The organism is Arthrobacter sp. BI5 (assembly GCF_056680065.1).
Map to the genome: position 1 here is coordinate 2831502 of NZ_CM155264.1, position 23670 is coordinate 2855171.

The following is a 23670-nucleotide window of genomic DNA, read 5'->3' on the forward strand; positions in this document are numbered from 1 at the left end:
CCGCAGGGGGCGGCGATCCTCAGGAACTTCAAGAGGACACAGCATGATCGGACCTGTACGAGCCACGCCAGCGCCTGCTGTGCCCGCGGCGCCGGCGAAGGCCCCCGTCAGGGACCGGTACCTGGACCTGCTGCGGGCCGTCGCCTTGTTCCGGGTGGTCGCCTACCACTCCTTCGCCAGCGCGGCCTGGCTGAGCATGGTCTTCCCGTCGATGGGCGTGATGTTTGCCCTTGCGGGGTCCCTGATGGCCCGCTCATTGGAGCGGCCGGCCCTGGGAGTGCTGCGCAGCCGGTCCCGCCGGCTCCTGATTCCCCTGGCGCTTTACAGCGCCACTGTCCTCCTGCTCTTGCTGTGGGAAGGCTGGACTCCCGATGACGAAGTCGGCGGATCCTGGCTCCACATCGTCCTGTGGTTTGTCCCGCTCGGGGACCCTCCCTTCCCGCAGGTCGTGGGAACGGATGCGGGCCTTGTCGAATCATCCTGGGCAGCACAAGCCGAGGAAATCCTGTGGTACATCCGGGCCTACTTCTGGTTCATGCTCCTCTCACCGCTGTTGCTCACGTCGTTCCGCCGATTTCCCTGGCCCACGTTCGTTGCCCCTCTGGGCCTGATGGCCGTCATCAGCGTGGCTGCCGTCCCATTGCCGGACTGGGGAGCAAGCGGCATCACGGACTTCGCCACGTACGGCTCCTGTTGGATCCTCGGCTTCGCCCACCATCAGGGACTCCTCCGCACCATGCCCCGGCGGGCGTTCTTCACCGTAGGCCCGGCCCTCATGGCGCTGGGTCTGCTCTGGGCGTTCACCCACCTGGACGGTCCGGACTGGGACCTGAACAACATTCCGCTTGCACAGGCCCTGTGGTCGCTGGGTTTTTGTGCAATGCTCTTCCGGATTTCACCGTCCTGGCAATCGTTTCCCGGACCGTTGCGTTTCCTGGATAAAACCGTGACGTTGATGAACAACCGGGCCATGACCATCTATCTCTGGCATAACCTGCTGCTGGTCATCACGGTGGTGATCATCGACCGGCTTTATGACATCGAGGCCGTTGCCGCAGCCGTCCCGTGGCTGCTGGATGCCGAGTGGACGCAGTTCATCGCGGTCTGGTTCCTTCTGGCTGTCCTGTTCCTCACGATCGGGTGGGTCGAAGACGTCGCCGCCAGACAGCCTCCGCAACTCTGGCCCACCGGGTCAAGGAAACCGGCCCAGGAAAAGCGCCGGCCCTCGGCCGCCGGCGGCGTGCCGGAGCACCCGGCCCGGGTCCCGGATGCGGTGGGCGGATCTGCCGGTGCCGTGGCCGATCCGCTCGTCACCGGAGTCCCCATCACACGGGGGAAGTTGACAGCTATGCCCCTGACCCGGAAGTCCGGTCAGGTCCGTGCCTACCGATGCACGATCGCCGCCGGGTCCGATGATGAGCCGCAGGAGCCGCTGGCACACGAGGGAGCCGAGTCGATCCATGTCTTGAACGGGCGGCTGCGGCTACTGCTCGGAGGAAAGGAACGGATCCTGGTCGCCGGCGAGAGCGCCGATTTCGACCCGAGGGTGCCGCACTGGTTCGGACGCGCCGGGGCTGAAGCGGTGGACTTCCTCGGCTTCTTCGGGCGGCACAGTGAACTAACGCACCTGCCCGGGGACCAGCCCGCGCAGGCGGACGGCCTGTCACGACAACCCTGATTCCGGGCTGGCGGGCACGCTTAATGCGGAAAGTCCGGAACACTATTCAGTGTTCCGGACTTTCCTTCCAGTTGCGGGGACAGGATTTGAACCTGTGACCTCTGGGTTATGAGCCCAGCGAGCTACCGAACTGCTCCACCCCGCGTCGCAAGAACAACATTACCTGCCGGTGAACGCGGGGCCAAATCGGGGCGGCGTGATGTGCGTCCCACTCCGTCCCGCCGGAGCTGCCCGGCACCGGCCGGCGTCGCAAAATTCGCACAGCGAAAAGGCCGAGTTCCCTGCTCCGACGGAGCAGGGAACCCGGCCTTCAACGGCCTGCCGCCCTGGGAGCGTCTACTTGCTCGGCGACGGTGACGGCGTGGCCGACGGCGAGGCGCTGCTGCTCGGCGACGGAACCGGCGTCGTCGTGGTGATCTTGGCTTCCGCGTCGATCGCCCGCTGCAGGGCCGCGGAGAGCTTCTTCTGCTGCTCGCCGTAGGCAGCGAAGTCACCCTTGGCCAGCGCCTCCTGCCCTGCCTTGATGGCGGCGTTGGCCTCATCCAGTGCTGCCTTTAGCTCCGCTTTGCCGTCCGTCGCCGCCCCGGAGGACGGCGGCGTGGATCCCGGCGCGGGAGTTGCCGGCGTCTTGCCGTTGTTCGGGGCGTCACCGGCGGTGGCACCGGACCTGCCGCCGAACAGCTGGTTCAGGGCCTCGTCCAGGGTCGGTGCGAAGCCGATCTTGTCACCGAAGGCCACCAGGACGCGCTGCAGCGTCGGATAGGAGGTCTCACCCGTGGACTTCAGGTAGACCGGCTGGACGTACAGCAGCCCGCCGCCGACCGGCAGCGTCAGGAGGTTGCCGTTGAGCACCGCGGACGCGCCCTGGCGCAGCAGGTTCAGGGCCTGCGACACCGTGGGATCGGAGTTGAACTTGTTCTGCGCCTGGCCGGGGCCGGGCACCTGCGTTTCCGGCGGGATCTGCAGCAGCCGCAGCTGGCCGTAGCTCTCCGCCTTCACGCCCTTCTGGTTGCCGGCGTCCGAGTCCGCGGCCAGGAAACCGTACAGGACGTTCCGGGCGTTGTTGTTGACCACCTGCGGGATGAACGAGGAGGTGAGCTGGAAGGCCGGCTTCTCCTGGTCGGGCATCTGCAGCGACATGTAGAACGGCGGCTGCTTGACGTCGTCCTTCACGGTCGGGTCGTTCGGCACACTCCAGGCGTCGTTGTTGGTGTAGAAGTTCTCCGGGTTCGTCACGTGGTAGCGGCCCAGGAGCTCGCGCTGGACCTTGAACATGTCCTCCGGGTAGCGAACATGGCTCATCAGGGCGCCGGACATCTCCGAATACGGCTTCAGCGACGTCGGGAAAACGTTCTGCCAGGCCTTCAGGACCGGGTCCTGGTCATCCCAGGCGTAGAGCGTGACGGAGCCGTCGTAGGCGTCCACGGTGGCCTTGACCGAGTTGCGGATGTAGTTGACGGAGTTGCTCGGCAGCGCGGCGGTGCGGCCGGACGAGGTCAGCGAGTCGCGCGTGGCATCCGAGAGTTGCGCTTGCTGCGAGTAGGGGAAGTACGGGCTCGTGGTGTAACCGTCCACGATCCACTTGACCCGTCCGTCGACGACGGCCGGGTAGGCGTTCCCGTCCACGGTCAGGTAGGGCGCAACCTTCTGGACGCGGTCCTTGGGGTTGCGGTCATAGAGGATCTGCGACTCGGCGTTGACCCCGTCGGAAAGCATCAGGTCCGAGGACTGGAACTTGATCGCGTAGAGGATCTTGTTGAAGAAGCTGCCCACGTTCGGACCGCCGTTACCGGTGAAGGTGTACTGCGTTCCGGCATCGCCTTCCTTGGCGGCCGGGCGGTCCTGCTCGCGGTGCGGAGCGCCCTCCGGGGCTCCGACGATCGAGTAGTCCGGCGAGTTCTCGCCGAAGTAGATCCGCGGCTGGTAGCTGGCGTCGGTCCCCAGAACACCTGTGGACGGGATGCCGGACTGCAGGAATTCAGGTTTGCCGTCCGCGGTGAATTTGTTGCCCTTGGCCGCTACCACGCCGTAGCCGTGGGTGTAGACCACGTGCCGGTTGAGCCAGGACTGCTGGTTGGTGGCCAGGCCGTCCGGGTTCAGCTCGCGCACGGCGATGACGGTGTCCTGGATCTTGCCGTTCACCTCATAGCGGTCCACGTTCAGGGTGCTCGGGAACTGGTAGTACGGCCGGTATTGTTCCAGCTGCGAGAACGCGTCCGAGATCAGGTTCGGGTCCAGCAGGCGGATGTTGGCGGTGGTCTGGGCGTCCGGGGCGAGGGCGCCGGTGGTGGCGTTGGTGGTGGCCTCGTAGCGCTTTTCCTGGATCTTGTCCAGGCCGTAGGCGGCGCGGGTCATGGCGATGTTCCGCTTGATGTATTCGTTCTCAAGGGTCTGCTCCGAGGGGCGGACCTGGAACTGCTGGATCACCCAGGGGTAGACGCCGCCGGCCAGGATTGAGGTGATGACCAGCATGGCGGTGCCGATGACCGGCAGCCGCCACTTGCCGATGACGGCGGCCACGATGAACAGCACGGCCACGAGCGCCGCGGCGACGGCGAGAATGGCCTTGGTGGGGATGACCGCGTTCACATCGGTGTAGAGCGCGCCGGCCCAGCGGCCGCTGTTGTTCAGCACGGCGGAGTAGCGGTCCAGCCAGAAGTTGACGCCGAGCAGCAGCAGGAACGCCGCGCCCGTGACCGCGAGGTGGATCTGGGCGGCGCGGCTGGTGAAGATGCCGCGCTCCAGCAGCCGGATGCTGCCGTAAAGGTAGTGGGTGAGGATGCCGGCGATCCCGGCCACGACGGCGACGCTGATCAGGAAGCCGGTGACGAAGCCCAGGAACGGCAGCGTCATGAGGTAGAAGCTGATGTCCAGGTTGAACTGCGGGTCGTTGCGGCCGAAGGGCTCCTGGTTGAGGAAGAGCAGCACCTTCTGCCACTGGCTCGCGGCCGCGCTGCCGGCGAAGAGGCCGAACAGCACCGGCAGGCCGATCATGACCACGCGGCGGATCGGCTCAAGCTGGGCCTGGTAGCGGTTGAGGTTGTCCCGGACGTCCGAGTCCGGCGCGTAGACCGGACGCGAGGTGTACGCGATCCGGATCGCGAAGAACATGGCGGCGAACATGATGGCGAAGCCGGCCAGGAAGATGGCGATCCGTGCGAGGTTCTCGGTCAGGAAGACTTCGAAGAAGCCCAACTGCTGATACCAGAGGACGTCCGTCCAGACATTGGCGAAGAAGATGAAGCCGACCACGATCAAGGCGACCACAATCAACGTCGGCGTCAGTGCTCCTCGCCGTTGCGGTGGCCTTCCGGGTGGGACGGTGCTGGGACGGGACAAACTCGGTACCTCATAGCTGGTCGTCGGTGCTGCTGGTTTTTAGTTGTCTATAGCTGGTGGCTGGCTGCGGCTTACGGGCCGTTATTTAGTGCCACGAGTGGCGCCGGAGCTTAGTTCCGGGCTCAGTCTAGTTGCTGGTGCAGGTGGGAAGTCCCGATGTGTCGCTGCCCTTGGCGGCGAGCTCGACCGCGTGCCGCGCCTCGGCCAGGTTTTCCACCTTGACGACCTGCAGCCCGTTGGGGACGTGGCCCACGACGTCGTCGCAATTGGCCGCCGGGGCAAGGAACATGGTGGCGCCCCCGGACCTGGCGCCGACCATCTTCTGGCCGATCCCGCCGATGGCCCCCACGGCGCCGTCGGGCGTGATGGTTCCGGTACCGGCGACGTGCTTGCCTCCGGTCAGGTCACCGGGTGTCACGGTGTCCACGATGCCGAGGGCAAACATCATGCCCGCGCTGGGGCCGCCGACCTTGTCCAGCGAGATCTTGACGTCGAAGGGGAATTTGAACTTGTACTGCAGCACAACGCCGAGCAGGTAACGGCCGGTCTGGGACTTGCTCGGGGTCACCGTCACCGGCTGCCGGCTGCCGTTGCGGTCGACGACGACAGTGGCCGGTTTGCCCGCGCCCGCCGCGAGCTGCGCCTGGACCACGCTCAGGGCGGTGATCGGTTTGCCGTCGATGGAGACCAGCACATCACCTTCCCGGATTTTGCCCTTCGACGCCGAGTCGTCCGGGATCCCGGCAACCTGCAGCTTCTGCTCGAACGGAATGCGGAGTTCCTTGAGGGCGGAGGCCACCGCGTTCTCCTGCGACGTCGTCATGGCGACGGCGCTTTCCTGCTGCGACTGCTCCTTGGTGACGCCGCTGGGGAAGATCAGTTCCTCCGGGTAGACCGCCTTGGTGGGGGTCAGCCAGGCGCTGAGGGCTTCGAACGCGGTGACCGGGCCGTTCGGGCCGCCGTCGACATACACCGTGGTGAGGTCCAGGCTGCCCTTGGCCGGGAAAGTCTCGTGGCCGGAGACGGTGATGACCGGTTTGCCGTTGTCCGTACCAATCGTGTTGAAGGTGGGACCGGGAGACTCCACCACGTACGGAACGGGCAGGCTCATGGCGGCGAGGCCGAGTGCCAGCGCCAGCAGGCCGGAGACGAGCATGGCCGAGGAGCGGTTGTCCTTGCCGCCGTCGCGGGGCGCGGGTTCGCCGGGGGCGTGTCCGCCCTGGGTATACGTCAATGAAGGACCTCTCCGTGCCGGCGCCCGGACCGCTTCGGGAACGGGACCCAGGGCGCTGCGGCTGCGGCCGAAACCGGCTCGGCAGCCTGCAATTATTCCAGTCTCTAACACTACGCGCTCGGGCACCGCCGGGGCTCTTTGCCGACAGCGAACGTGGCCGGGTTTCGGGAGACAGCCGCGCGGGCGGCGGGTAGCGTGAAGGTGAGCACCAGTCACACCGACGATCGGCGGGATCATGACCTCTAACCCACTCAATCCGTCCAACGGGGACGACGAACCCAAGGATCCGCTGGCAGAAATGCTGCAGAACCTGATGGGCGGCAAGGGCATGGGGGACATCGATCCGGCGGAGCTCGCCAAGGCCGCCGGGCTGCCGGACGATCCGAACCTGCTGGCGCAGATGTTTTCGCAGGTCCAGGCCATGATGAGCGCTTCCTCTGACGGGCCCGTGAACTGGCAGTTGGCCCACGAAAACGCCCGCCGGGTGGCCGCCAGCGGATCCGACCCCTCCGTCACCGCCGCGCAGTCCCGCGAAGTGGACGAGGCCCTCCGGCTCGCGGAGCTGTGGCTGGACCAGGTCACCGAGCTTCCCGCTACCGGACTGATCGGCCGGGCCTGGTCCCGCGCCGAGTGGGTTGAGGAAACGCTGGGCACGTGGAAGCGGCTGACGGAGCCTGTTGCCAACAGCATCGCCAACGCGCTCTCCTCCGCCATGACCGAGCAGATGCCCGAGGAAATGAAGTCCATGATGGGCGGCGCCTCCTCGATGCTGCAGAACATGGGCGGCGCCATTTTCGGCATGCAGCTGGGCCAGGCAATCGGCGCCCTCTCCGCCGAGGTGGTGAGCTCCACCGACATCGGCGTTCCCCTCGCCGACCTGGAAATGGCGCTGCTGCCGGCCAACGTGGCGAAGTTCGGCGAGGGCCTCGGCCTGCCGGAAAACGACATCCGGCTCTTCCTCGCGGTGCGCGAGGCGGCCCACGCGCGGCTTTTCGTGCAGGTGCCGTGGCTGCGCGGGCACCTCCTCGGCGCGATCGAGGCCTACGCCCGCGGCATCCACATTGACACGTCCAAAATCGAGGAGCTGGCCCGCGAGCTGGACCCCAGCAATCCCGAGGGCATCCAGGAAGCCTTGTCGCAGGGTGTCTTTATGCCGCAGCGGACCCCGGCCCAGGAGCAGGCCCTCGAAAAGCTGGAGACCGCGCTGGCCCTGGTGGAGGGCTGGGTTGATGAGCTTACCGCCGCCGCCACGGAGAAGCTGCTGCCCTCGGCGGCGGCGCTGCGCGAGACCGTCCGGCGCCGCCGCGCCACCGGCGGCCCCGCGGAACACGCGTTCTCCTCCCTAGTCGGGCTTGAGCTCCGGCCCCGCCGGCTGCGCGAGGCCGCCACGTTGTGGGCCCAGCTCAAGGAAGAACGCGGGGTGGAGGGCCGGGACGCCATCTGGCAGCACCCCGACCTGCTTCCCACGCCCGAAGACCTGGATGACCCGAAGGGCTTCAGCGAGCGCCGCAAGCTGGCCGAGGCCAGCGACACCGAGGTTGACGATGCCCTGCAGAAGCTGCTGAGCGGCGGGTTCGACACCGCGGCCCCCGGGGCGGAGCAGGCCGGCGACGAGACCGGCGATGAGCCAGGAGACGCAAAGGATTCCGGCGATGGACCCGGCGGCGGAAGCGGCAGCCCCAAGGCCTAGCCGCGGCGTCAGCGAACCACTCCGGCAGCCCCGGCCCGAACCTCGGTTCGGGCCGGGGCTTTCCCGTGCCAGCCGGCGTCAGCGGGCGGTGAGCCTCAGTCGTCGACGTCGTCGTCGGTGCCGTCCGGCGGAAGGCCGCGGGAAGTGGCAAACGACACGCCTTCCAGGAACGCCTTGGCGCGTTCAGTGTCCGGGTACGCCGCCAGCAGCCGCCAGAACGCGGCGTTGTGGGCCGCCACCAGAAGGTGCGCCAGCTCATGCAGCAGCACATAGTCAATGACCCATTGCGGCATGGGCTGCAGCTTGTGCGAAAGCCGGATGGTCCCCTCCGACGGCGTGGCCGAGCCCCAGCGCGAATTCTGGTTGGTCACCCAGCGGACGGATGCCGGGACGGCCCGGCCGCCGAGGTAGCTGGCGGACAGTTCGGCCGCCCGGGCTGCCAGTTCGACGTCGCTGCCGGCCCGGCGCTTGCCGGCGGCCTTGCGGCCGCGGCTGCCCTGCAGCCGCAGCTTTTCCAGCATCCGGTTGACCCATTCGAGTTCCTGGGCGCCGCTGAAGTGCGCCGGGATGGCGACGACCGCGGTGCCGTTTTCCCAGAACGCCGCCACCGTGCGGCGCCGGCGGGCCGAGCGGCGCACCTCCACGGGTGCGCCGTCGGCGGTGGTCAGCGGGATGCCGCTGGTGGTCCGGGCGCCGGCCATTAGAGGCTGGAGCTTTCCGCCAGGACCGCCAGCACCGCTTCGCCGTATTTTTCCAGTTTGGACGCGCCGACTCCGGGCAGCTTGGCGAGCTGTTCGAGCGATTCCGGCCGCGCCTCGGCGATCGCGGTCAGGGTCGCGTCGGTGAAGACTACGAAGGCGGGGACGTCGGCTTCCAGCGCGGTTTCCTTCCGCCACTGCCGCAGCGCGTCGAAGGTCTGCTCCTCGTAGCTCGGCGGGCACTGGCTGCACCGGCCCACCTTGCGTTCGGCGCCGGACGAGAGCATGCTTCCGCAAACCCGGCACGACGCCGGCACGGCAGCCTTGCGCCGCGGCGCCGCTCCCTTGCCGCGGACCGAGGAGCTCGCCACCGAGTCCGGCCGCAGCCCGTCAAGGAACCGCGAGGGCTTCCGGTTGGCGCGGCCGCCCGGGGTCCTGGCCGTGGACCAGGACAGGTTCAGGTGCTCCTTGGCGCGGGTGATGCCGACGTAGAGGAGGCGGCGCTCCTCGTCCACGGCCTCGGGAGTGTCCGCGAAGGAAATCGGCATCAGCCCTTCGCTCAACCCGACCAGGAACACGGCCTCCCACTCCAGGCCCTTCGCGGCGTGCAGGGACGCCAGGGTCACCCCCTGGACGGTGGGGGCGTGCTGCGCCAGCGAACGTTCCTGAAGTTCGTTCACGAAGTCCGCGAGGCTGAACTGCGCTCCCCTGCTGACCACCAGCTCATCCGCCAGGGCCACGAGTGCAGCCAGCGATTCCCAGCGCTCCCTCAGCGCGCCGCCGCTGTGCGGGGCCGCGTCCGTGTACCCGAGCGAGGAGACGATGTCGCGGACCAGCTGGCCCAGGGGCTCCGGCGCCGCGGTCTCGGCGACGGCGCGGGTGGCGGCCCGCAGCTGCAGGATCGCGTCGCGGACTTCCTTGCGGGCGAAGAACCGCTCGCCGCCGCGGAGCTGGTAGCCGATGCCGGCCGAGGCGAGGGCCTGTTCGTAGGCCTCCGACTGGCCGTTCGTGCGGAACAGCACTGCGATCTGGCTCGCGGGCGTCCCGGCGTCCAGCAACGTCCGGATCTTGATGGCCACCGTGGCAGCCTCGGCCTCGTCGTCGGAGCATTCGGTGAACTGGGGCACGGGGCCTGCCGGCCGCTGGGCCACGAGCTGCAGCGGCGCGGCCCAGGCTGCGTCTGCCACCGGACCGCCGCTGCGCCGGCCGGCCAGCAGATCGTTGGCCAGCTTCACCACCTGCGGGGTGGACCGGTAGTCGCGGATCAGCTTGACCACGGTGGCGTCCGGGTACTGGGCCTTGAAGCCGAGCAGGTGCTTCGGCGAGGCACCGGTAAAGGAGTAAATGGTCTGGCTGGCGTCGCCAACCACGCACAGGTCGTCCCGGCCGCCCAGCCACAGCTCGAGGAGCCGCTGCTGCAGCGGCGACACGTCCTGGTATTCGTCCACCACGAAGTGCCGGTACTGCTCCCGGACGGTGGCGGCCACCTTGGGGTCCTCCTGCAGGATCCCCACCGTGATCAGCAGGACGTCCTCGAAGTCGATCACGTTCCGGTCCGTCTTCACGTCCTCGTAGGACTGGAAGACCCGCGCGACGGCGGTCAGGTCGAAGCCACCGGGCGTGCCGCGGCCCTGGGCCTTTTCCAGGTAGTTGGCCGGGGTGAGCATGGACACCTTGGCCCACTCGATCTCGGAGGCAAGGTCCCGGATGGAGGCCCGGTCGGTGCTGAGCCGCAGCCGGCGAGCCGCCTCCGCGATCATCTGCGCCTTGTGGTCCAGCAGGTTCGGCAGGGCGCCTCCCACGGCCATCGGCCAGAAGAACTGGAGCTGGCGCAGCGCCGCGGCGTGGAAGGTGCGGGCCTGCACGCTCCCGACCCCGAGGTCGCGGAGCCGGCTGCGCATTTCGGCGGCGGCCCGCGCGGTGAAGGTGACGGCCAGCAGCCGCTGCGGGCTGTACACGCCCGAGTGCACACCGTAGGCGATGCGGTGCGTGATGGCGCGGGTCTTGCCGGTGCCGGCTCCCGCGAGCACGCACATGGGCCCGTTCAAGGTGCTGGCCACCTCGCGTTGTTCGGCGTCGAGTCCGCCGAGGATCCGCTCCTCGAGGGAGCGGTTGTCCGGTGCGGGGGGTTCGGCGGCCGGCATGCCGGGCTCCGGTTGTCCGGCCGGGAAGGCGCTGGACTGGAAGATATCTGTGTTCACGTCTGCTGCTCAGTCGTTGGAGGGGGTGCGGTGGTGGCGGCCAGGCGTCGTCAGCGCCGGAGTGCCGCCGGGTGCTGTCACGATGACCTCATGCGTTGTCCGCGCGGTCCTGGATGACGCCCCCGTACCAGTGCTCAATCAGGGCACGCGCAATGGAGAGCCTGCTGGAGATGACGATCTCGCCGCTCAGCACGGCGTCCTGCAGCTCGCGGCGGCTGAACCAGCGCGCCCGGGTGACCTCGACGCCGTCGGGCCTGGCCTCGGTGTCCGCCGTCGTCGCGGTGAAACCGAGCATCAGCGACGCCGGGAAGGGCCAGGACTGGGAGCCAAGGTACTGGGATGCGGTGACCCGGACGCCGACCTCTTCGCCGATTTCACGGATGACGGCCTGCTCGAGGGATTCGCCGGGCTCGACGAAGCCGGCCAGGGTCGAGTAGTTCCGGGAGTCGAGCGGGCCGCCGCCGCCCAGCAGCAGCCGGTCGTCCGGCCCCACGACCGTGACGATGATGGCCGGGTCGGTGCGGGGGTAGTGCTCGGACTTGTCCGAGGGGCAGCGCCGGACCCAGCCGCCGGCCTCCGGCACGGTGGCCGCGCCGCAACGCGGGCAATGCGTATGGGTGGCGTGCCAGTTGGCGATGGCGCTGGCTTCGATGAACAGGGCTGTGTCGGTGGGATCCAGCTGCGCGGCCACCTCGCGGAACCCGGCCCACTGCGCGCCGGCCGGAATGCCTTCGACGTGCGGTTCGAACGGCTCGGCACGGACCTCGAACTGTTCCGGAAGGATGAACAGCACGTACTGGGTCCCCGCCGCTGCGCTGGCCCCGGGCAGGGCGCTGCCGAGGTAGATCACCTGTTCCGGGGCGTAAGCGGTCCCCCTGAGCCGGTCGGCGAGGCCTGCTGCATCAAGGAAGACCAGGCCCTCGCCGCTGACCAGCGCCTGGCGCCGCGACAGGACCATAGCGCGCACGCCGCCGGCGCGGAGCAGTTCCTCCAGCATTCCGGGCTTTAACCTGGCCGCGGAGCCGCGGTCAATCAACGCGGGGCGCACCGGAAGGACGGTGTCCCGCAGCTGGTTGGCCTGCGGGCTGTCGGCCGCGGCAGGTACCACCGCGGCTCGATCAATGTGTTCCGTACTTGGCCCGGTATTCTGCCCGGTGCCGGACTCCGGTGACTCCGCAAGACTCATGTACCCACCGTACCGACCCCCGCCGACAATTGACATTTCCCCCGGTGGTTCCGGCCCCGGTCCGGGGCTGCGGCGGGAGGGCCACCGTTCGCGTGATTTCGGGCCGATCTTTCAGACTCGCCGTGCTGCATCGCCGTCTTGGGCGCCGCTCAATCTACCGTGGAAGCGTGAGAAGAAAACCAATCGAACTGGCAGCTGTAGCAACCGCGGCAGTCCCCGGCCTGACCCCGACCGCCGTGAGTTCCGCGCCGGACGATCCGGCAGACTTCGATTCCGCCCTTCTCCTTGACTCCGAAGGCAAACGCTGGCGGGTGCGTTCGCCCCGGCACGCCGAGGCAAGCGCGCGCCTCGAAACCGAATTCCTGGTGCTCCGGGCGTTCACCCCCGGCATCCGTGCCGAGCTCCCCTTCCTGATGCCCACCGTTGCCGGCACCGTCCGGCAGGGTGCGCTGAGCACCTTCGTCTACTCGCACCTCTCCGGCGCCACGCAGTCGGTGGAGGAACTCAGCGCCGGCACCCCCGCGCTGGCCCGCGAACTGGGCGCCGCCCTCGCCGCCATCCACGATCTTCCGCATTCCCTGGTCAGCAACGCCGACCTGCCGAGTTACACGCCGAACGAGTTCCGCCAGCGGCGGCTCAATGAACTGGACCAGGCCGCGACCACGGGCAAAATCCCGCCGCTGCTGCTGCGCCGTTGGGAACACGCGCTGGAGGACGTATCGCTGTGGCGCTTCAACCCAAGCGTGGTGCACGGCGACCTCCACGAGGACAACATCCTGGTCGACGGCGACCGGGTCACCGCCGTGACCGGCTGGACGGACCTGCGCATCGGGGATCCGGCGGACGACATGGCCTGGCTGGTGGCCTCCAACGACCAGGACTTTGTGGACGCTGTCCTGGCGCACTACTCCACCAGCCGCCGGGACGCCCCCGACGCCCACCTGCTGCGCCGCGCCGCGCTGTCCGCGGAATTCGCCCTGGCGCAGTACCTGGTCAAGGGGCTCGCGGCGGACGACGCGGAGATGATCGGCGAGGCGGAATCGATGCTGGCGGTGCTGGCAGACGATGTTGCGGAGCATGGCGGCCAGCCGATCAGCGTGGAGCCGCTGCCGCAGCCGTCCGTGACAGTGCTGCCGATCGGACCGGCCGCCCCCGGCTCCGCACAGGGGCAGGATCCGCAGCCCGCCGCCGGGATGTCGGCGGCTGTCCATGTCACGCCGATCCCCCGCAACGAGGATCCCCGCGCCGACCAGGACGACGCCGGCAGCGGCCCCGCGCAGGTCGACGCCGCGCGGGACGATGCCGGCAGCGAGCCTGCGGCGAAGGACCCCGCAGACGGCGGCGCCGGCGCCGACGACGATGCGGACCCGAGCGCAACTCCGGGCGGCAGCGCTGACCACGGCGCAGCCCCGGACCACAATGCAGACGACGTCGCAGCCCCGCCGAAGCCGTCCGCGGCGGAGGACACCTCCACGACGACACTGACAGTGGTTCCGGCAGAGCGGTCCTAGGGTCGGCTGACCGGCCTTCCTCCCAGGGCCGCGGCGACAATCTCCTCCAGCCGTTCCGCCGAACCCATGTCGTGCGGGCGCACCACCTGGTCGTCGGCCACGTAGTAGAACGCTGCCCGGACGTCCTCCAGCGGGACTCCCTTGAGCCGCGACCACGCCAGCCGGTAGACGGCGAGCTGCACGGCCTTGGTCTTGAGCTGGCCCGCCGAGGGACGGCGTCCGGTTTTCCAGTCCACGAGGTCCCAGCCGCCGTCGGCGTCGCGGAAGACCGCATCGATGCGGCCGCGGACCACCACGTCGCCGATCCGTGTCTCCACCGGAACCTCGACGTGCGCCGGCGCCCGGTTTGCCCACTCGGACTGGCGGAACGTCTCCACCATGGTGTCCAGGCCGTAAGCCTCGTCGATGTGGTCGTCCGAGCCGGCTGCCTCGCCGAGGTCCAGCATCCCGGAGGTGCCGAAGTACTCTTCGACCCAGGCATGGAAGGCCGTGCCCTTGCGGGCGGACATCCCCGGTTCGCGCGGAACGGGCCGCCGCAGCCGGGCCACCACTGAGATCGGGTCCTCATCCAGGTCCACCAGGGTGGACGCGGAAATGTGGCCCGGCAGGTGGACCTCCTGGAGGGCGGACCGCCGGGAGCGCCGGTCCAGCAGGGTGGCAGCTTCCTCCGCCCAGCCGGCCGCCGGCCCGCGCAGCCGGCGCGGCCCGGCAGAGGGGGGCCCTGCGGGGATCGAAGCTGCGGGTGCCGCGCCACCACCGCCCGGTGCCGGGAGCGGGCGGCCGTCGGGCCGTTCCAGCTGCTCAAGGACGTGCGCCGCAGCGGCCTCCATGCCGGCCCGGCGGCCGGGCACAAGCCGCAAGCGGGCCCCGGTGCGCGGATGCACGGGCCCCTCCAGGGGATCGTAGGGCCACAGCGCCAGCTCCAGCTCGGAGGTCAGCGGGCTTTCCTCCGGCAGGGCGTCCTCGGCGACGGAGAGCGGATGGATCTCGGCTGCCCCGGCCCCACTCAGCACTTCGAGTTCGGCCAGGAACGGCGACATTTCGGCCAGGCCCGCCCGGGAGCCCACCCAGGCCGCGCTGGAAACCCAGAGCACGTGCTTGGCGCGGGTGTAGGCCACATAGGCCAGCCGCCGCTCCTCGGCCTCACCGTGGACCTGGACCGCGGACTTAAAGTCCTTCTCCGCGTCCAGCCAGCCTTTCTGGTCCGGCTGGTCCAGGTCCCACTGCGGCAGGTCGGCGCGGTCCCCGCGCAGCGGCCACGGCAGCGCAGCGGACCCGCTGCTCCAGCGCGAATCCCGGCTGGACGGGAAGGCCCCCGCGTTCAGGCCGGGGACGAACACCACGTCCCATTCCAGCCCCTTGGAGGCGTGGACGGTCAGCAGCTGGACCGCTTCGTGGTTGACTTCCGGCGCGGCGGCGTCGAGGCCGTTCTCCTCGGCAGCGGCCGCTTCCAGCCAGGCCAGGAACGCGAGCACGTCGACCCGCTGCGAGGTGTGCAGGAACCCGGCGGCGGCGTCCTGGAACGCATCCAGGTTGCGGCGGGCCTGGTGGATGCTGATGCCCGGCCGGGCCGCAACTTCGATGTCCAGGAGCATGGCACGCTCCACCTCGCCCAGCAGCGTGCTGAGATCGTCCCCCATGAAGCTGCGCAGTTGCCTCAGCTCGGCGGAGAGCCGCTGCAGCCGCTCCAGCCCCTCCGGGCTCAGCCGGCGGCCGTGGGCGGACGTCCAGTCGGGACGAGGCAGCCAATCCAGGGCCTCGACCAGGCTCGCCGCGTCGGTAAGGTCCCCTTCGATGACCGTCTCGGCGGTGTCCGTGCCGGCGTCGCCGTCACCGATGGCGTCAGTATCGCCGGGGCGGCCGCGGCGCCGCGCCAGGAAGCTCGACCAGTCGCGGAAGGCCATCAGGTCCGCGGGGCCAATCCGCCAGCGCGCGCCGGCCAGCAGCCGCATCAGCGAGTCCGAGCGGCCCGGATCCGCCAGCACCCGCAGCGTCGCCACGAGGTCGACGATTTCGGGGGTGTCCAGCAGCCCGCCGAGGCCCACGATTTCGTAGGGAATGCCGCGCAGCTCGAATTCGCGGCGGATGCACTCCATCTGAGCGCGGCGGCGGCACAGGACGGCCATCGCCGGCGGCTCGGGGTCCTCCGCCGCGCCGGCGTCGAAGTCGGTCCGCCGGAACTTCAGCACGTCGGCGGCGATGGCCGCCGCCTCGTCCTCGTCGGTGCCGAAGCGGCCCAGCACCACGCGGCCCTGGACCGCGGCGGGGCTGGGCTGCAGCGGGGGGACCTCCACGGTGTCGGCGGTGTCCCGGGCGCCGGCGGCGCCGGCATGGGCCGCCGCCTTGCTGAGCGGGGCGGAGATCACGTTGGCTGCTTCGAGAATGTTCCGTCCGTTGCGCCACGCGGTGGTCAGGTACGACGTCGGCGCCACGGCAAACTTTGGCGGGGCGCCGACGGCGCCCCCGGTCTCACCGGAATCGCCGGAATCGCCGGAATCGCCGGAATCCCCGGCGTCCACCCGGACCGGGAATTCGCGGACGAAGTGGAAGAGCTGGCCCGCGGAGGCGCCGCGGAAGCCGTAGATGGACTGGTTGGGATCCCCCACTGCGGTAACAGCATGCCCGTCTCCGAACAGCCGGGAGAAGAGGACCAGCTGGGCGTGGGAGGTGTCCTGGAATTCATCCAGCAGCACCACCTTGTAACGCTGGCGTTCGGTCTGCGCGGCCACCGGGATCTCGTTGGCCACCCGGGCCGCGAGGGCCACAAGGTCACCGAAGTCCAGGGCGCCCCGGGCGCGTTTGGCCTCCGCGTAGCGGCCTACCATGTCCGCGACGCTGGCGCGGGTCCGGAGCAGGGCGCTGAGGTCTCCCGCGGCCTGGCTCGGGTTCTTCTTGGCTGTGGCGACATACGGGAGGGCTTCGAATTCGGCCACCCGGTCCAGCAGCCAGCCGCGGACCTGTGCGGGGTCCTGCAGGTGCTCCGCGCATTCCCCGGCCAGCTGGATGACAGCCTTGACGAGCGTGGACTTGGCGGAGCGGAAGTGCTGGTAGTCGCCGTCGAAGGCTTCCACCACCTCGCTGGCGAGCTGGAAGGACTGGGCACCGCCGAGGAGCACCACGTCCCGTTCGACGCCGAGCCGGAGCCCGTAGTCGGAAACAATGCCGCTCGCGTAGGAGTGGTAGGTGGAGACCTTGGGCTCCAGCGCGTCGGTGCTCAGCAGCCCGGCCGGGAACACCTTGTGTTCCGGATCGGCCGCGGCGATCCGCGCCAAGGCGGAGAGCTTGGCCCGGATCCGGGTGGCGAGCTCGCCGGCGGCCTTGCGCGTGAACGTCACGCCAAGGACTTCCTCCGGCCTGACCCAGCCGTTCGCGACGAGCCATACCACCCGGTCCGCCATGGTGGCGGTCTTGCCTGAACCGGCCCCGGCAATGACAAGCCGGGGCGCCAGCGGGGAAGAAATGATCGCTGACTGTTCGGCCGTGGGGCTGTTCTTCTCCCCCAGCATCGCGGACAGTTCCGCCGGGCTGAACCGTGGCTCGGGCAGTGGTTCCGGCAGCGCGCCGGAGTGCCCGGCGGTTTGCGGCGCGGCCGCCGTCGTTGCCTGGCTGCTCATTCGGTGACCTGCTTTCCACGGGCGCACAGCGGGCAGACTTCGGGGAGCCTGCAGCCGTGGCCGCCGTGCCCGCCCTTGGCGGGGTCGTGGCGGGCTTCGAAGGTACTTCCGGACATGACCTTGGCGGCATCGCTGACCATCTCCAGCGCCCAGTTCGCGTCCGGGTCCAGCGGCGGCTGGCTCTGCACGCCGGGGCTCTTGGTGCCGGTGCCGAGCTGGGCGAGCACCGCGCCGCCGGGCCGCGGGGCCGGGCCGTCGTCGGTGCCCGCGAAGCCGCCGGCGAGCACCGCGGCCTGGTAGGCACCCAGCTGGGGATGGCGTTCCAGTTCGGCCTTGCCGGGCTGGCGTTTGCCGGTTTTGAGGTCAACGATCACTAAGCGGCCCTCGCTGTCGATCTCCAGCCGGTCCACCTGGCCGCGGAGCACGGCGGGCCGCGCGGGCCAGGACTCCTCAGCACCGGGGGCGGCCCCGGAAGCCACGTCGGGAAGCTTCACCTCGAAGTCCTGTTCGACGCCGAGCAGGCTCCTGCCCTCGCTCCGCATGACCAGCACGTACTGGGCGAGCTTGCGGACCATGGTTTCGGCCCGCTGGAAGTCGAGCTTTCCTTCCCAGTTGTCCTTCATCCCCAGCGCGGGCCAGCGTTTCACCAGCTCTGCCACGTACTCGCCGCCCGAGGCGTCCGGGAGGTCCTGCGCAATCGCATGGACCAGGGTTCCGAGGCTGCGGGCGAAATCCGTGGCCGCCTCTCCGCCGGCGGCCTGGACGAACCAGTCGAGCGGCGATTTCTGGACGGTCTCGACCTTGGAGGGAGAAACGAAGACGGTGCTGCCCGGCGGCACCACGGGGTCCGTGGAGGACAGCGGCGCGAGCCCCCACCAGCTGTCCGGGTGGGCGCCGGGTACCGGCGGCTGGGCGGCGGCGAGGGTGCCGAGGACGGCGGTGGCCTCGGCCGCTTCGGCGCTGCCGCCGTCGAGTTGGGCGTACTGGCGCAGTTCCGCGACGAGGGCGCGCAGGGTCAGCGGCCGCTCCACGGCGGTGAAGCCGCGCCGGTCCTGGTCCGGTTGCAGGGGCGAGACGTAATCCAGGAACGACGAGGGCTGCTCGTCCTCCGAGGAGACAGCCGAGCAGATCAGCACCTCCCGGGCGCGCGAAACGGCGGTGGAGAAGCTGCGCAGCTCGTCATAGCGGATCTCGCGGAGCCGGCTCAGCGGATCGAGCTGCAGTGCGTACTCGACGCCGTGTTCGACGGCGTCGGCGAAGAGGGTGCTGCCGAGCAGTTCGCCGCGGAGCCGGGTGTTGGGCCACACCCCTTCCTGGAGCCCGGGCACGATCACGACCGGCCATTCGCGTCCCGCGGCGCTGGCCGGGGTCATCAGTTCCACCGCATCCTCAAGCTGCGCCCGGGCTGCCAGCGTGTCCATCGGCAACTCCTGGCTGAGCAGGTATTCGAGGAATTGTTCCGGGCCGGAACCCGGGAGCTGGTCCACGTACCGCTCGGCAGTGTGGAACAAGGCCATCATGGCGTCCAGGTCCCGGTCCGCACGCGCTCCTGCCGCACCGCCGGCCAGCGCGGCCTCGGTCCAGCGGCCGGCCAGTCCGGTGGCGTGCCACAGCGCCCACAGCACGGTTTCAGCGTTGCCGCCCGGCGCTTCGGCGGCTTCCCGGCCGGCCCGGATCATCCGGGCGACGCGGCGGGCCGAGTGCCCTTCGATGCCGAGCGTCGCCAGGGCACCCGGCTCCAGGAGCGCCTCCACGAGCAGCGCGTCGCTGGTGCGGCCGCCGCCGCCCGCCAGTTCCTCGCGCCGCAGCGACTGGCGGAGCCGGCGGAGCTCGATCGACGTGGCTCCGCCGATCCTTGAGGTGAGCAGCGCGACGGCAGCTTCGGCGGTGAGCGCGGCAGGGTCGAGGGCGACGGCGTAGGCGTCCAGCAGCGGCCGCACGGCCACCTCGTCCCGGACCGCGGATTCGGCCACCGGAATCCGGACCGGAATGCCCTGGCCGGCCAGGTGACGTTGCAGCTGGCTGAGCTGGCCGCCGTTGCGCACGATCACGGCGATGTCACCCAGATCCCGGCCGTCCTTCAGCTGGGCCTCAAGGATCCGTTGCGCCACGTAGCGCAGCTCGTGCACAGGGGACGGCAGCAGGTGCGCCTCAACGACGCCGTCGCCCGGCCCGGACGGGTGCGGGCCGGGCTGTTCAAGCCTGCGCGCCGACGTCCCGCCGGAGCGCAGCGAGATCCGCTCCGCGACGGCCTGCCAGGCCTCCGCGACGGCCGGCGTGTGCCGGTGCGCCGTCCACAGCGGCCGTTCCAGCACAGTGCCGCCGGCCGGGGCGAGCAGCCGGGGCAGCTCGGCCACCAGGTCCGGCCGCGCCCCGCGGAATCCCTGCACCACAGTGTCCGGCGAGGAGGTGACGAGGGCGTCCTTGCCGGCGGCGATGTCCGCCAGCAGCTCGAAGACGGCCGGGTTGGCCTCCTGGATGTCATCCACCAGGATCAGCTGGAGCCGGTCCCGCTCCGCGGCGAGGAACTCCGGGGCGTCCTGGAAAATCTGGCGCGCCGCGGTGATGATGCCGGCCGGGTCGAAGGATTCGGGCATCCGCAGGTCCAGGACGTCGCGGTACTCGGCGTACAGGGCGGCCGCAGCGGTCCAGTCCGGCCGGCCGCAGCGCCGGGCCAGGGCCGCCAGGTCCTCCGCGGTGCGCCCGGATTCGATGATCCGGTCAAAGAGCTGGCGGACTTCCTGCCGGAAGCCGCGGGTCTGCAGGGCGGCGCCCAGGTCCTCCGGCCAGGGCAGCTCCAGTCCGGGCTGGGCGTGGCCTTCCAGCAGTTCCTTGATGATCAGGTCCTGTTCGGGCCCGGAAAGGAGTTTCGGCGCGCGCGGCAGCGGCAGGATGCCTTCCGCCTTGGCGCGTCGGATCAGATCGAAGGCATAGGACGCCCAGGTGCGGGCCGGCGTCGTACTCAGGCTGCGGTCCAGGCGCGCGGTGAAGCGGTCGCGCAGCGCATCGGCGGCCAGCCGGCCGGGAGCCAGAATCAGCATCCGCTCCGGATCCAGGCCGTCGCGCTGCGCCCGGCGGACGGCCGCCTCCACCAGGACCGTGGATTTGCCGGTGCCCGGCGCACCGGGGACCAGCACCGGTCCGGAGCCGTGGGCGACGTCGACGGCGTCCCGCTGGTCCGGGGACAGCACCGGGACGGCGCTGTGCCGGGTCCGGGGCGGTAGCAGGCGCAGGCCGGTCTTGCTCGGCACGGTCTTGCTGGGGGCGGTATGGTTCGGGGCGGTCCGGCTGGGGCTACTCACACAGACATTTCATCATCGGGGACCGACAATTCATGAAGCTCCCGCTCGAGGCGCTCCGCGATGGCGTCGATCCGCTCGAAATCAGGCTCGGACGGCGCCCAGCGTGCCGCCATCAGGTCCACCCGCCACCTGCCCTCGCCGGTGCCCTGGTACTCGAGGTAGCTGCCCAGCAGCGGCGTCCCTTCGGCGAGATACCGGGCGAGGGCTTCACGTTCGTGGCCGGGCGGGGCGTCCCCGTTCGCCTTCAGGATCCGCCACCAGGGAACGGAACTGCCGTGATGGCTCATCACCGAGCCGACCTGGCGGGGCCCGCCGGCGCCGAGGAGTTCGGCCACGTCACCGTAGGCCACGGCGGCGCCGGCCGGGACCATCGCCGCGAGCTCCAGCACCGCCACCACATACTCCGTCCGCATGGTCCAAGGTTACCGTTCCCCGGCGGCGGCCGGGCGTCGCGGGGCACGGCACGGCAGTGCGAAAAACTGTCGGCGGCAGCAGGTAGCGTTGCTGTATGAGCACCTGGCACACCCTCCCCCGCGCAGCCTTCGACCTTGAAACCACCGGCCGGAACTCCCGCGCCGCGAGGATCGTGACGGCTTCCGTGACCGTGGTGGACGCCGACGGCTCCGTCATCAAGGAACACGAATGGCTGGCCGATCCCGGAGTCGAGATCCCCACCGAAGCCAGCGACGTCCACGGCGTCACCACCGAGCAGGCCCGCCGTGACGGCCGGCCTGCCGCAGAGGTGACCAGGGAGCTGGCGGCCGTCCTGCAGGACCTATTCGACGCCGGTGTCCCGGTGATTGCCTTCAACGCCAGCTACGACTTCACCGTGCTCGCCGCGGAGTCCGCCCGCTACGGCGTGCCCCAGCTGGTCCGCTTCCCCGTGCTGGACCCCTACATCATGAACAAGCAGGTGGACCGGTACCGCAAGGGCAAACGCACCCTGACCGCGCTTTGCGAGGAGTACGGCGTCAGCCTGGACAATGCGCACACCTCCGCGGCCGATGCGCTGGCCACGTTGCGGATGCTCGACGCCATGGCCGGGAAGTTCCCCAAGCTCCGGATGCCCGCCAGCCACCTGCACCAGTTACAGGTCGAATGGGCCTCCGCCCAGGCCGCGGATTTCCAGAGCTACCTGCGCAAGACCAAGCCCGCTGCCGTGATCGAGGGCGACTGGCCGGTACTGCCGCCGGAAGACGCCAGCCGGGGCGACTTCTAGGCGGACCGCGGAGCGGCGGCGGCGCGCCCCCGGCAAGATGCCCGTGAGTTGCTGGGACAGAGATCACAGCAGCGGTCCCCCCGACGGCGGCTGCCGGCACGCTTCCGCGATTTGGCCCCGGGACAGCTGCCAACCTCCTCTCGCGCCCCGTGACCACCTGAGCGGAATTATCTGCACCTGTCCGCGCTTTATGACGAACTAAATGCGCAACTGGATGCCCTTTGGCGCCGCTGACATAATTTAGTTCAGAACAGGGCGTGTGTTATGTCGTGCCCGGACCCCAACCGCCAAGGGATAAATGATCACAGTTACCGACCTTCGCAAGGTCTACCGGCAGGGCAAAAAGGAGGTGGTGGCGCTCGACGGCGTCACACTGTCCGTGCCGAAAGGCTCGATCCACGGGATCATCGGTCACTCCGGCGCTGGCAAGTCGACGCTGGTGCGCTGCCTGACCCTGCTGGACCGCCCGACGTCCGGCTCCGTCAGCATCGACGGCACCGAGCTCAGTTCCGTGCGGGACTCGGAGATCCGCGCCGCCCGGCGCCGCATCGGAATGGTGTTCCAGCACGCGAACCTGATGGACTCCCGGACCGCGGCGGGCAACGTCGCGCACCCGCTGGAACTCGTCAAGACCCCCAAGGACAAAATCCGGACCCGGGTGGCCGAGCTCCTGAAGCTCGTGGGCCTGGAAGGCTTCGAGAATGCGTACCCGTCCCAGCTCTCCGGCGGCCAGCGCCAGCGTGTCGGGATCGCCCGGGCCCTCGCCTCGGACCCCGAGGTGCTGCTCTGCGATGAGCCGACGTCGGCCCTGGACCCTGCCACCACCGAGGAAATCCTGGACCTGATCCAGGACCTGACCCGGCGGCTGCAGCTGACCGTGCTGATCATCACCCACGAAATGAACGTCGTGAAGCGCGTCTGCGACTCGGTGTCCCTGCTGTCCCGGGGCCGCATCATCGAACACGGCGCCCTGCAGGACGTGGCCGGCGAACTGGACAGCAAGCTGGCCCGCGCCCTGCTGCCGCTGCCGCCGTCGGAACCCCTGCACGGCGCGCTGCAGCGCGGCCCGGTCCTGGAGATCCTCTTCTCCGGCGAGAGCGCCAAGGAACCCGTGCTCACCGGCGTCGCCCGGCACTTCGACATGGACCTCAACGTCCTCGCGGGCAGCGTCGAGACCCTCGGCGGCCAGCAATTCGGGCACCTGCGGGTCCAGCTCGCTGAAAACGCCGACTTCGACGCCGTCCTGCACTACTTGCACGAGCGGGGCATCAGCGCCAAGCGCGTGGCCGCCCAGGCTGCTCCGGCCGAAGAAGGAGCCAACTAATGAACGACATTTTCAGCAACCCCGTGTTGGCCAGGGCCCTCCCCGAAGCCATCGTCGAGACCCTGCAGATGGTCGGCATCTCGGCTTTCTTCACCGTGCTGATCGGCCTGCCGCTGGGCGTTTTCCTGCACGTCACGGCTCCCGGCGGACTGCGCCCGATGCCGGTCATCAACCGGATCCTCAGCGACGTGATCGTCAACATCACCCGGTCCATCCCGTTCGCCATCCTGATGGTGGCGCTCATTCCGCTGGCCCGCGCCCTGACCGGCACGAGCCTGGGCCCGATCGCCGCTTCCGTCTCGCTGTCCATCGGCACGATCCCCTTCTTCGCGCGGCTGGTGGAGTCCAGCCTGCGCGACGTGCACCACGGCAAGATCGACGCAGCCCAGGTGATGGGCTCGACCAACATGCAGATCATCAGCAAGGTGATGCTGCGCGAATCCCTGCCAGCCCTCGTCGCGGCCGCCACCACCACCGTGGTGACCCTCGTGGGCTACTCCGCGATGGCCGGCCTCGTCGGCGGCGGCGGCCTCGGAAAGCTGGCCTACAACTACGGCTTCCAGCGCTTCGACGTCACGGTCATGATCGTCACCATCGTCCTGATCGTCGTCCTCGTCCAGGTCATCCAGCTTGTGGGCGAGCGGATTTCCCGCAGCCTCGACCACCGCTGAGCG

The 23670-nt window shown here is 69.5% G+C and carries 14 protein-coding genes and 1 tRNA gene; 6 read left to right on the forward strand and 9 right to left on the reverse strand.

The window, feature by feature from the left end:
• The first annotated feature begins 43 nt into the window (after positions 1 to 43).
• On the forward strand, positions 44 to 1678 hold the full coding sequence (locus AC1MED_RS12995) for an acyltransferase family protein (RefSeq protein ID WP_479783694.1): 1635 nt from the start codon (positions 44 to 46) through the stop codon (positions 1676 to 1678).
• 71 nt (positions 1679 to 1749) lie between these two features.
• On the opposite strand, the gene AC1MED_RS13000 is transcribed toward AC1MED_RS12995, so the two are convergent.
• From AC1MED_RS13000 to AC1MED_RS13010, 3 genes are all read right to left on the reverse strand, one after another.
• Positions 1750 to 1823, reverse strand: a tRNA-Met gene (locus AC1MED_RS13000).
• A 191-nt stretch (positions 1824 to 2014) separates the two neighbouring features.
• On the reverse strand, positions 2015 to 5017 hold the full coding sequence (locus AC1MED_RS13005) for a UPF0182 family membrane protein (RefSeq protein WP_346959558.1): 3003 nt from the start codon (positions 5015 to 5017) through the stop codon (positions 2015 to 2017).
• A 127-nt stretch (positions 5018 to 5144) separates the two neighbouring features.
• Positions 5145 to 6251 carry a YlbL family protein gene (locus tag AC1MED_RS13010; RefSeq protein ID WP_479783696.1) on the reverse strand — a complete coding sequence of 369 codons (1107 nt, stop codon included), beginning with the start codon at positions 6249 to 6251 and terminating at the stop codon, positions 5145 to 5147.
• Positions 6252 to 6486: 235 nt separating this feature from the next.
• Here AC1MED_RS13010 and AC1MED_RS13015 point away from each other — a divergent pair, with 235 nt between their 5' ends.
• Positions 6487 to 7941, forward strand: a complete 1455-nt coding sequence (locus AC1MED_RS13015; RefSeq protein ID WP_346959559.1) for a zinc-dependent metalloprotease — start codon at positions 6487 to 6489, stop codon at positions 7939 to 7941.
• A 95-nt stretch (positions 7942 to 8036) separates the two neighbouring features.
• On the opposite strand, the gene AC1MED_RS13020 is transcribed toward AC1MED_RS13015, so the two are convergent.
• The 3 genes from AC1MED_RS13020 to nudC form a co-directional block, all read right to left on the reverse strand.
• Positions 8037 to 8642 carry a M48 metallopeptidase family protein gene (locus AC1MED_RS13020; RefSeq protein ID WP_479783699.1) on the reverse strand — a complete coding sequence of 202 codons (606 nt, stop codon included), beginning with the start codon at positions 8640 to 8642 and terminating at the stop codon, positions 8037 to 8039.
• On the reverse strand, positions 8642 to 10783 hold the full coding sequence (locus AC1MED_RS13025) for an ATP-dependent DNA helicase UvrD2 (RefSeq protein WP_479786673.1): 2142 nt from the start codon (positions 10781 to 10783) through the stop codon (positions 8642 to 8644). The genes AC1MED_RS13020 and AC1MED_RS13025 overlap by 1 nt, the downstream gene beginning before the upstream one ends.
• A gap of 145 nt (positions 10784 to 10928) precedes the next feature.
• Complete coding sequence (gene nudC, locus AC1MED_RS13030) at positions 10929 to 12026, reverse strand: NAD(+) diphosphatase (protein WP_479783701.1); 1098 nt, start codon at positions 12024 to 12026, stop codon at positions 10929 to 10931.
• 167 nt (positions 12027 to 12193) lie between these two features.
• On the opposite strand from nudC, the gene AC1MED_RS13035 reads away from it, so the two are divergent.
• On the forward strand, positions 12194 to 13537 hold the full coding sequence (locus AC1MED_RS13035) for a macrolide 2'-phosphotransferase (protein WP_479783703.1): 1344 nt from the start codon (positions 12194 to 12196) through the stop codon (positions 13535 to 13537).
• Here AC1MED_RS13035 and AC1MED_RS13040 read toward each other — a convergent pair.
• The 3 genes from AC1MED_RS13040 to AC1MED_RS13050 all read right to left on the reverse strand — a co-directional run bounded on the left by AC1MED_RS13040 (position 13534) and on the right by AC1MED_RS13050 (position 20866).
• A complete protein-coding gene (locus AC1MED_RS13040; RefSeq protein ID WP_479786675.1) occupies positions 13534 to 17043 on the reverse strand; it encodes an ATP-dependent helicase in 3510 nt (1169 codons plus the stop codon). The two genes, AC1MED_RS13035 and AC1MED_RS13040, sit on opposite strands and share 4 nt — an antisense overlap.
• Positions 17044 to 17147: 104 nt before the next feature.
• The gene (locus AC1MED_RS13045; RefSeq protein WP_479786677.1) at positions 17148 to 20402 is read right to left on the reverse strand and encodes an ATP-dependent helicase; all 3255 of its coding nucleotides are present in this window, start codon (positions 20400 to 20402) and stop codon (positions 17148 to 17150) included.
• A 47-nt stretch (positions 20403 to 20449) separates the two neighbouring features.
• Entirely contained in the window at positions 20450 to 20866 is a 417-nt protein-coding gene (locus tag AC1MED_RS13050; RefSeq protein ID WP_479783705.1) for an MGMT family protein, read from the reverse strand.
• 95 nt (positions 20867 to 20961) lie between these two features.
• On the opposite strand from AC1MED_RS13050, the gene AC1MED_RS13055 reads away from it, so the two are divergent.
• From AC1MED_RS13055 to AC1MED_RS13065, 3 genes are all read left to right on the forward strand, one after another.
• Positions 20962 to 21672, forward strand: a complete 711-nt coding sequence (locus tag AC1MED_RS13055) for a 3'-5' exonuclease (RefSeq protein ID WP_346959564.1) — start codon at positions 20962 to 20964, stop codon at positions 21670 to 21672.
• Positions 21673 to 21970: 298 nt separating this feature from the next.
• Positions 21971 to 22996, forward strand: coding sequence for a methionine ABC transporter ATP-binding protein (locus AC1MED_RS13060; protein ID WP_479783707.1), 1026 nt, complete (start codon positions 21971 to 21973; stop codon positions 22994 to 22996).
• Complete coding sequence (locus AC1MED_RS13065; protein WP_479783708.1) at positions 22996 to 23667, forward strand: methionine ABC transporter permease; 672 nt, start codon at positions 22996 to 22998, stop codon at positions 23665 to 23667. Before AC1MED_RS13060 ends, AC1MED_RS13065 begins: the two co-directional genes overlap by 1 nt.
• The last annotated feature ends 3 nt before the right edge of the window (positions 23668 to 23670 follow it).

Bases quoted from the DNA above. Each gene is read 5' to 3' on its own strand.
- AC1MED_RS12995 (WP_479783694.1), top strand. From the start codon at position 44: ATGATCGGACCTGTACGAGCCACGCCAGCGCCTGCTGTGCCCGCGGCG.
- AC1MED_RS13015 (WP_346959559.1), top strand. From the start codon at position 6,487: ATGACCTCTAACCCACTCAATCCGTCCAACGGGGACGACGAACCCAAG.
- AC1MED_RS13020 (WP_479783699.1), bottom strand. From the start codon at position 8,642: ATGGCCGGCGCCCGGACCACCAGCGGCATCCCGCTGACCACCGCCGAC.
- AC1MED_RS13025 (WP_479786673.1), bottom strand. From the start codon at position 10,783: ATGCCGGCCGCCGAACCCCCCGCACCGGACAACCGCTCCCTCGAGGAG.
- nudC (WP_479783701.1), bottom strand. From the start codon at position 12,026: ATGAGTCTTGCGGAGTCACCGGAGTCCGGCACCGGGCAGAATACCGGG.
- AC1MED_RS13040 (WP_479786675.1), bottom strand. From the start codon at position 17,043: ATGCTGGGGGAGAAGAACAGCCCCACGGCCGAACAGTCAGCGATCATT.
- AC1MED_RS13050 (WP_479783705.1), bottom strand. From the start codon at position 20,866: ATGCGGACGGAGTATGTGGTGGCGGTGCTGGAGCTCGCGGCGATGGTC.
- AC1MED_RS13055 (WP_346959564.1), top strand. From the start codon at position 20,962: ATGAGCACCTGGCACACCCTCCCCCGCGCAGCCTTCGACCTTGAAACC.
- AC1MED_RS13060 (WP_479783707.1), top strand. From the start codon at position 21,971: ATGATCACAGTTACCGACCTTCGCAAGGTCTACCGGCAGGGCAAAAAG.
- AC1MED_RS13065 (WP_479783708.1), top strand. From the start codon at position 22,996: ATGAACGACATTTTCAGCAACCCCGTGTTGGCCAGGGCCCTCCCCGAA.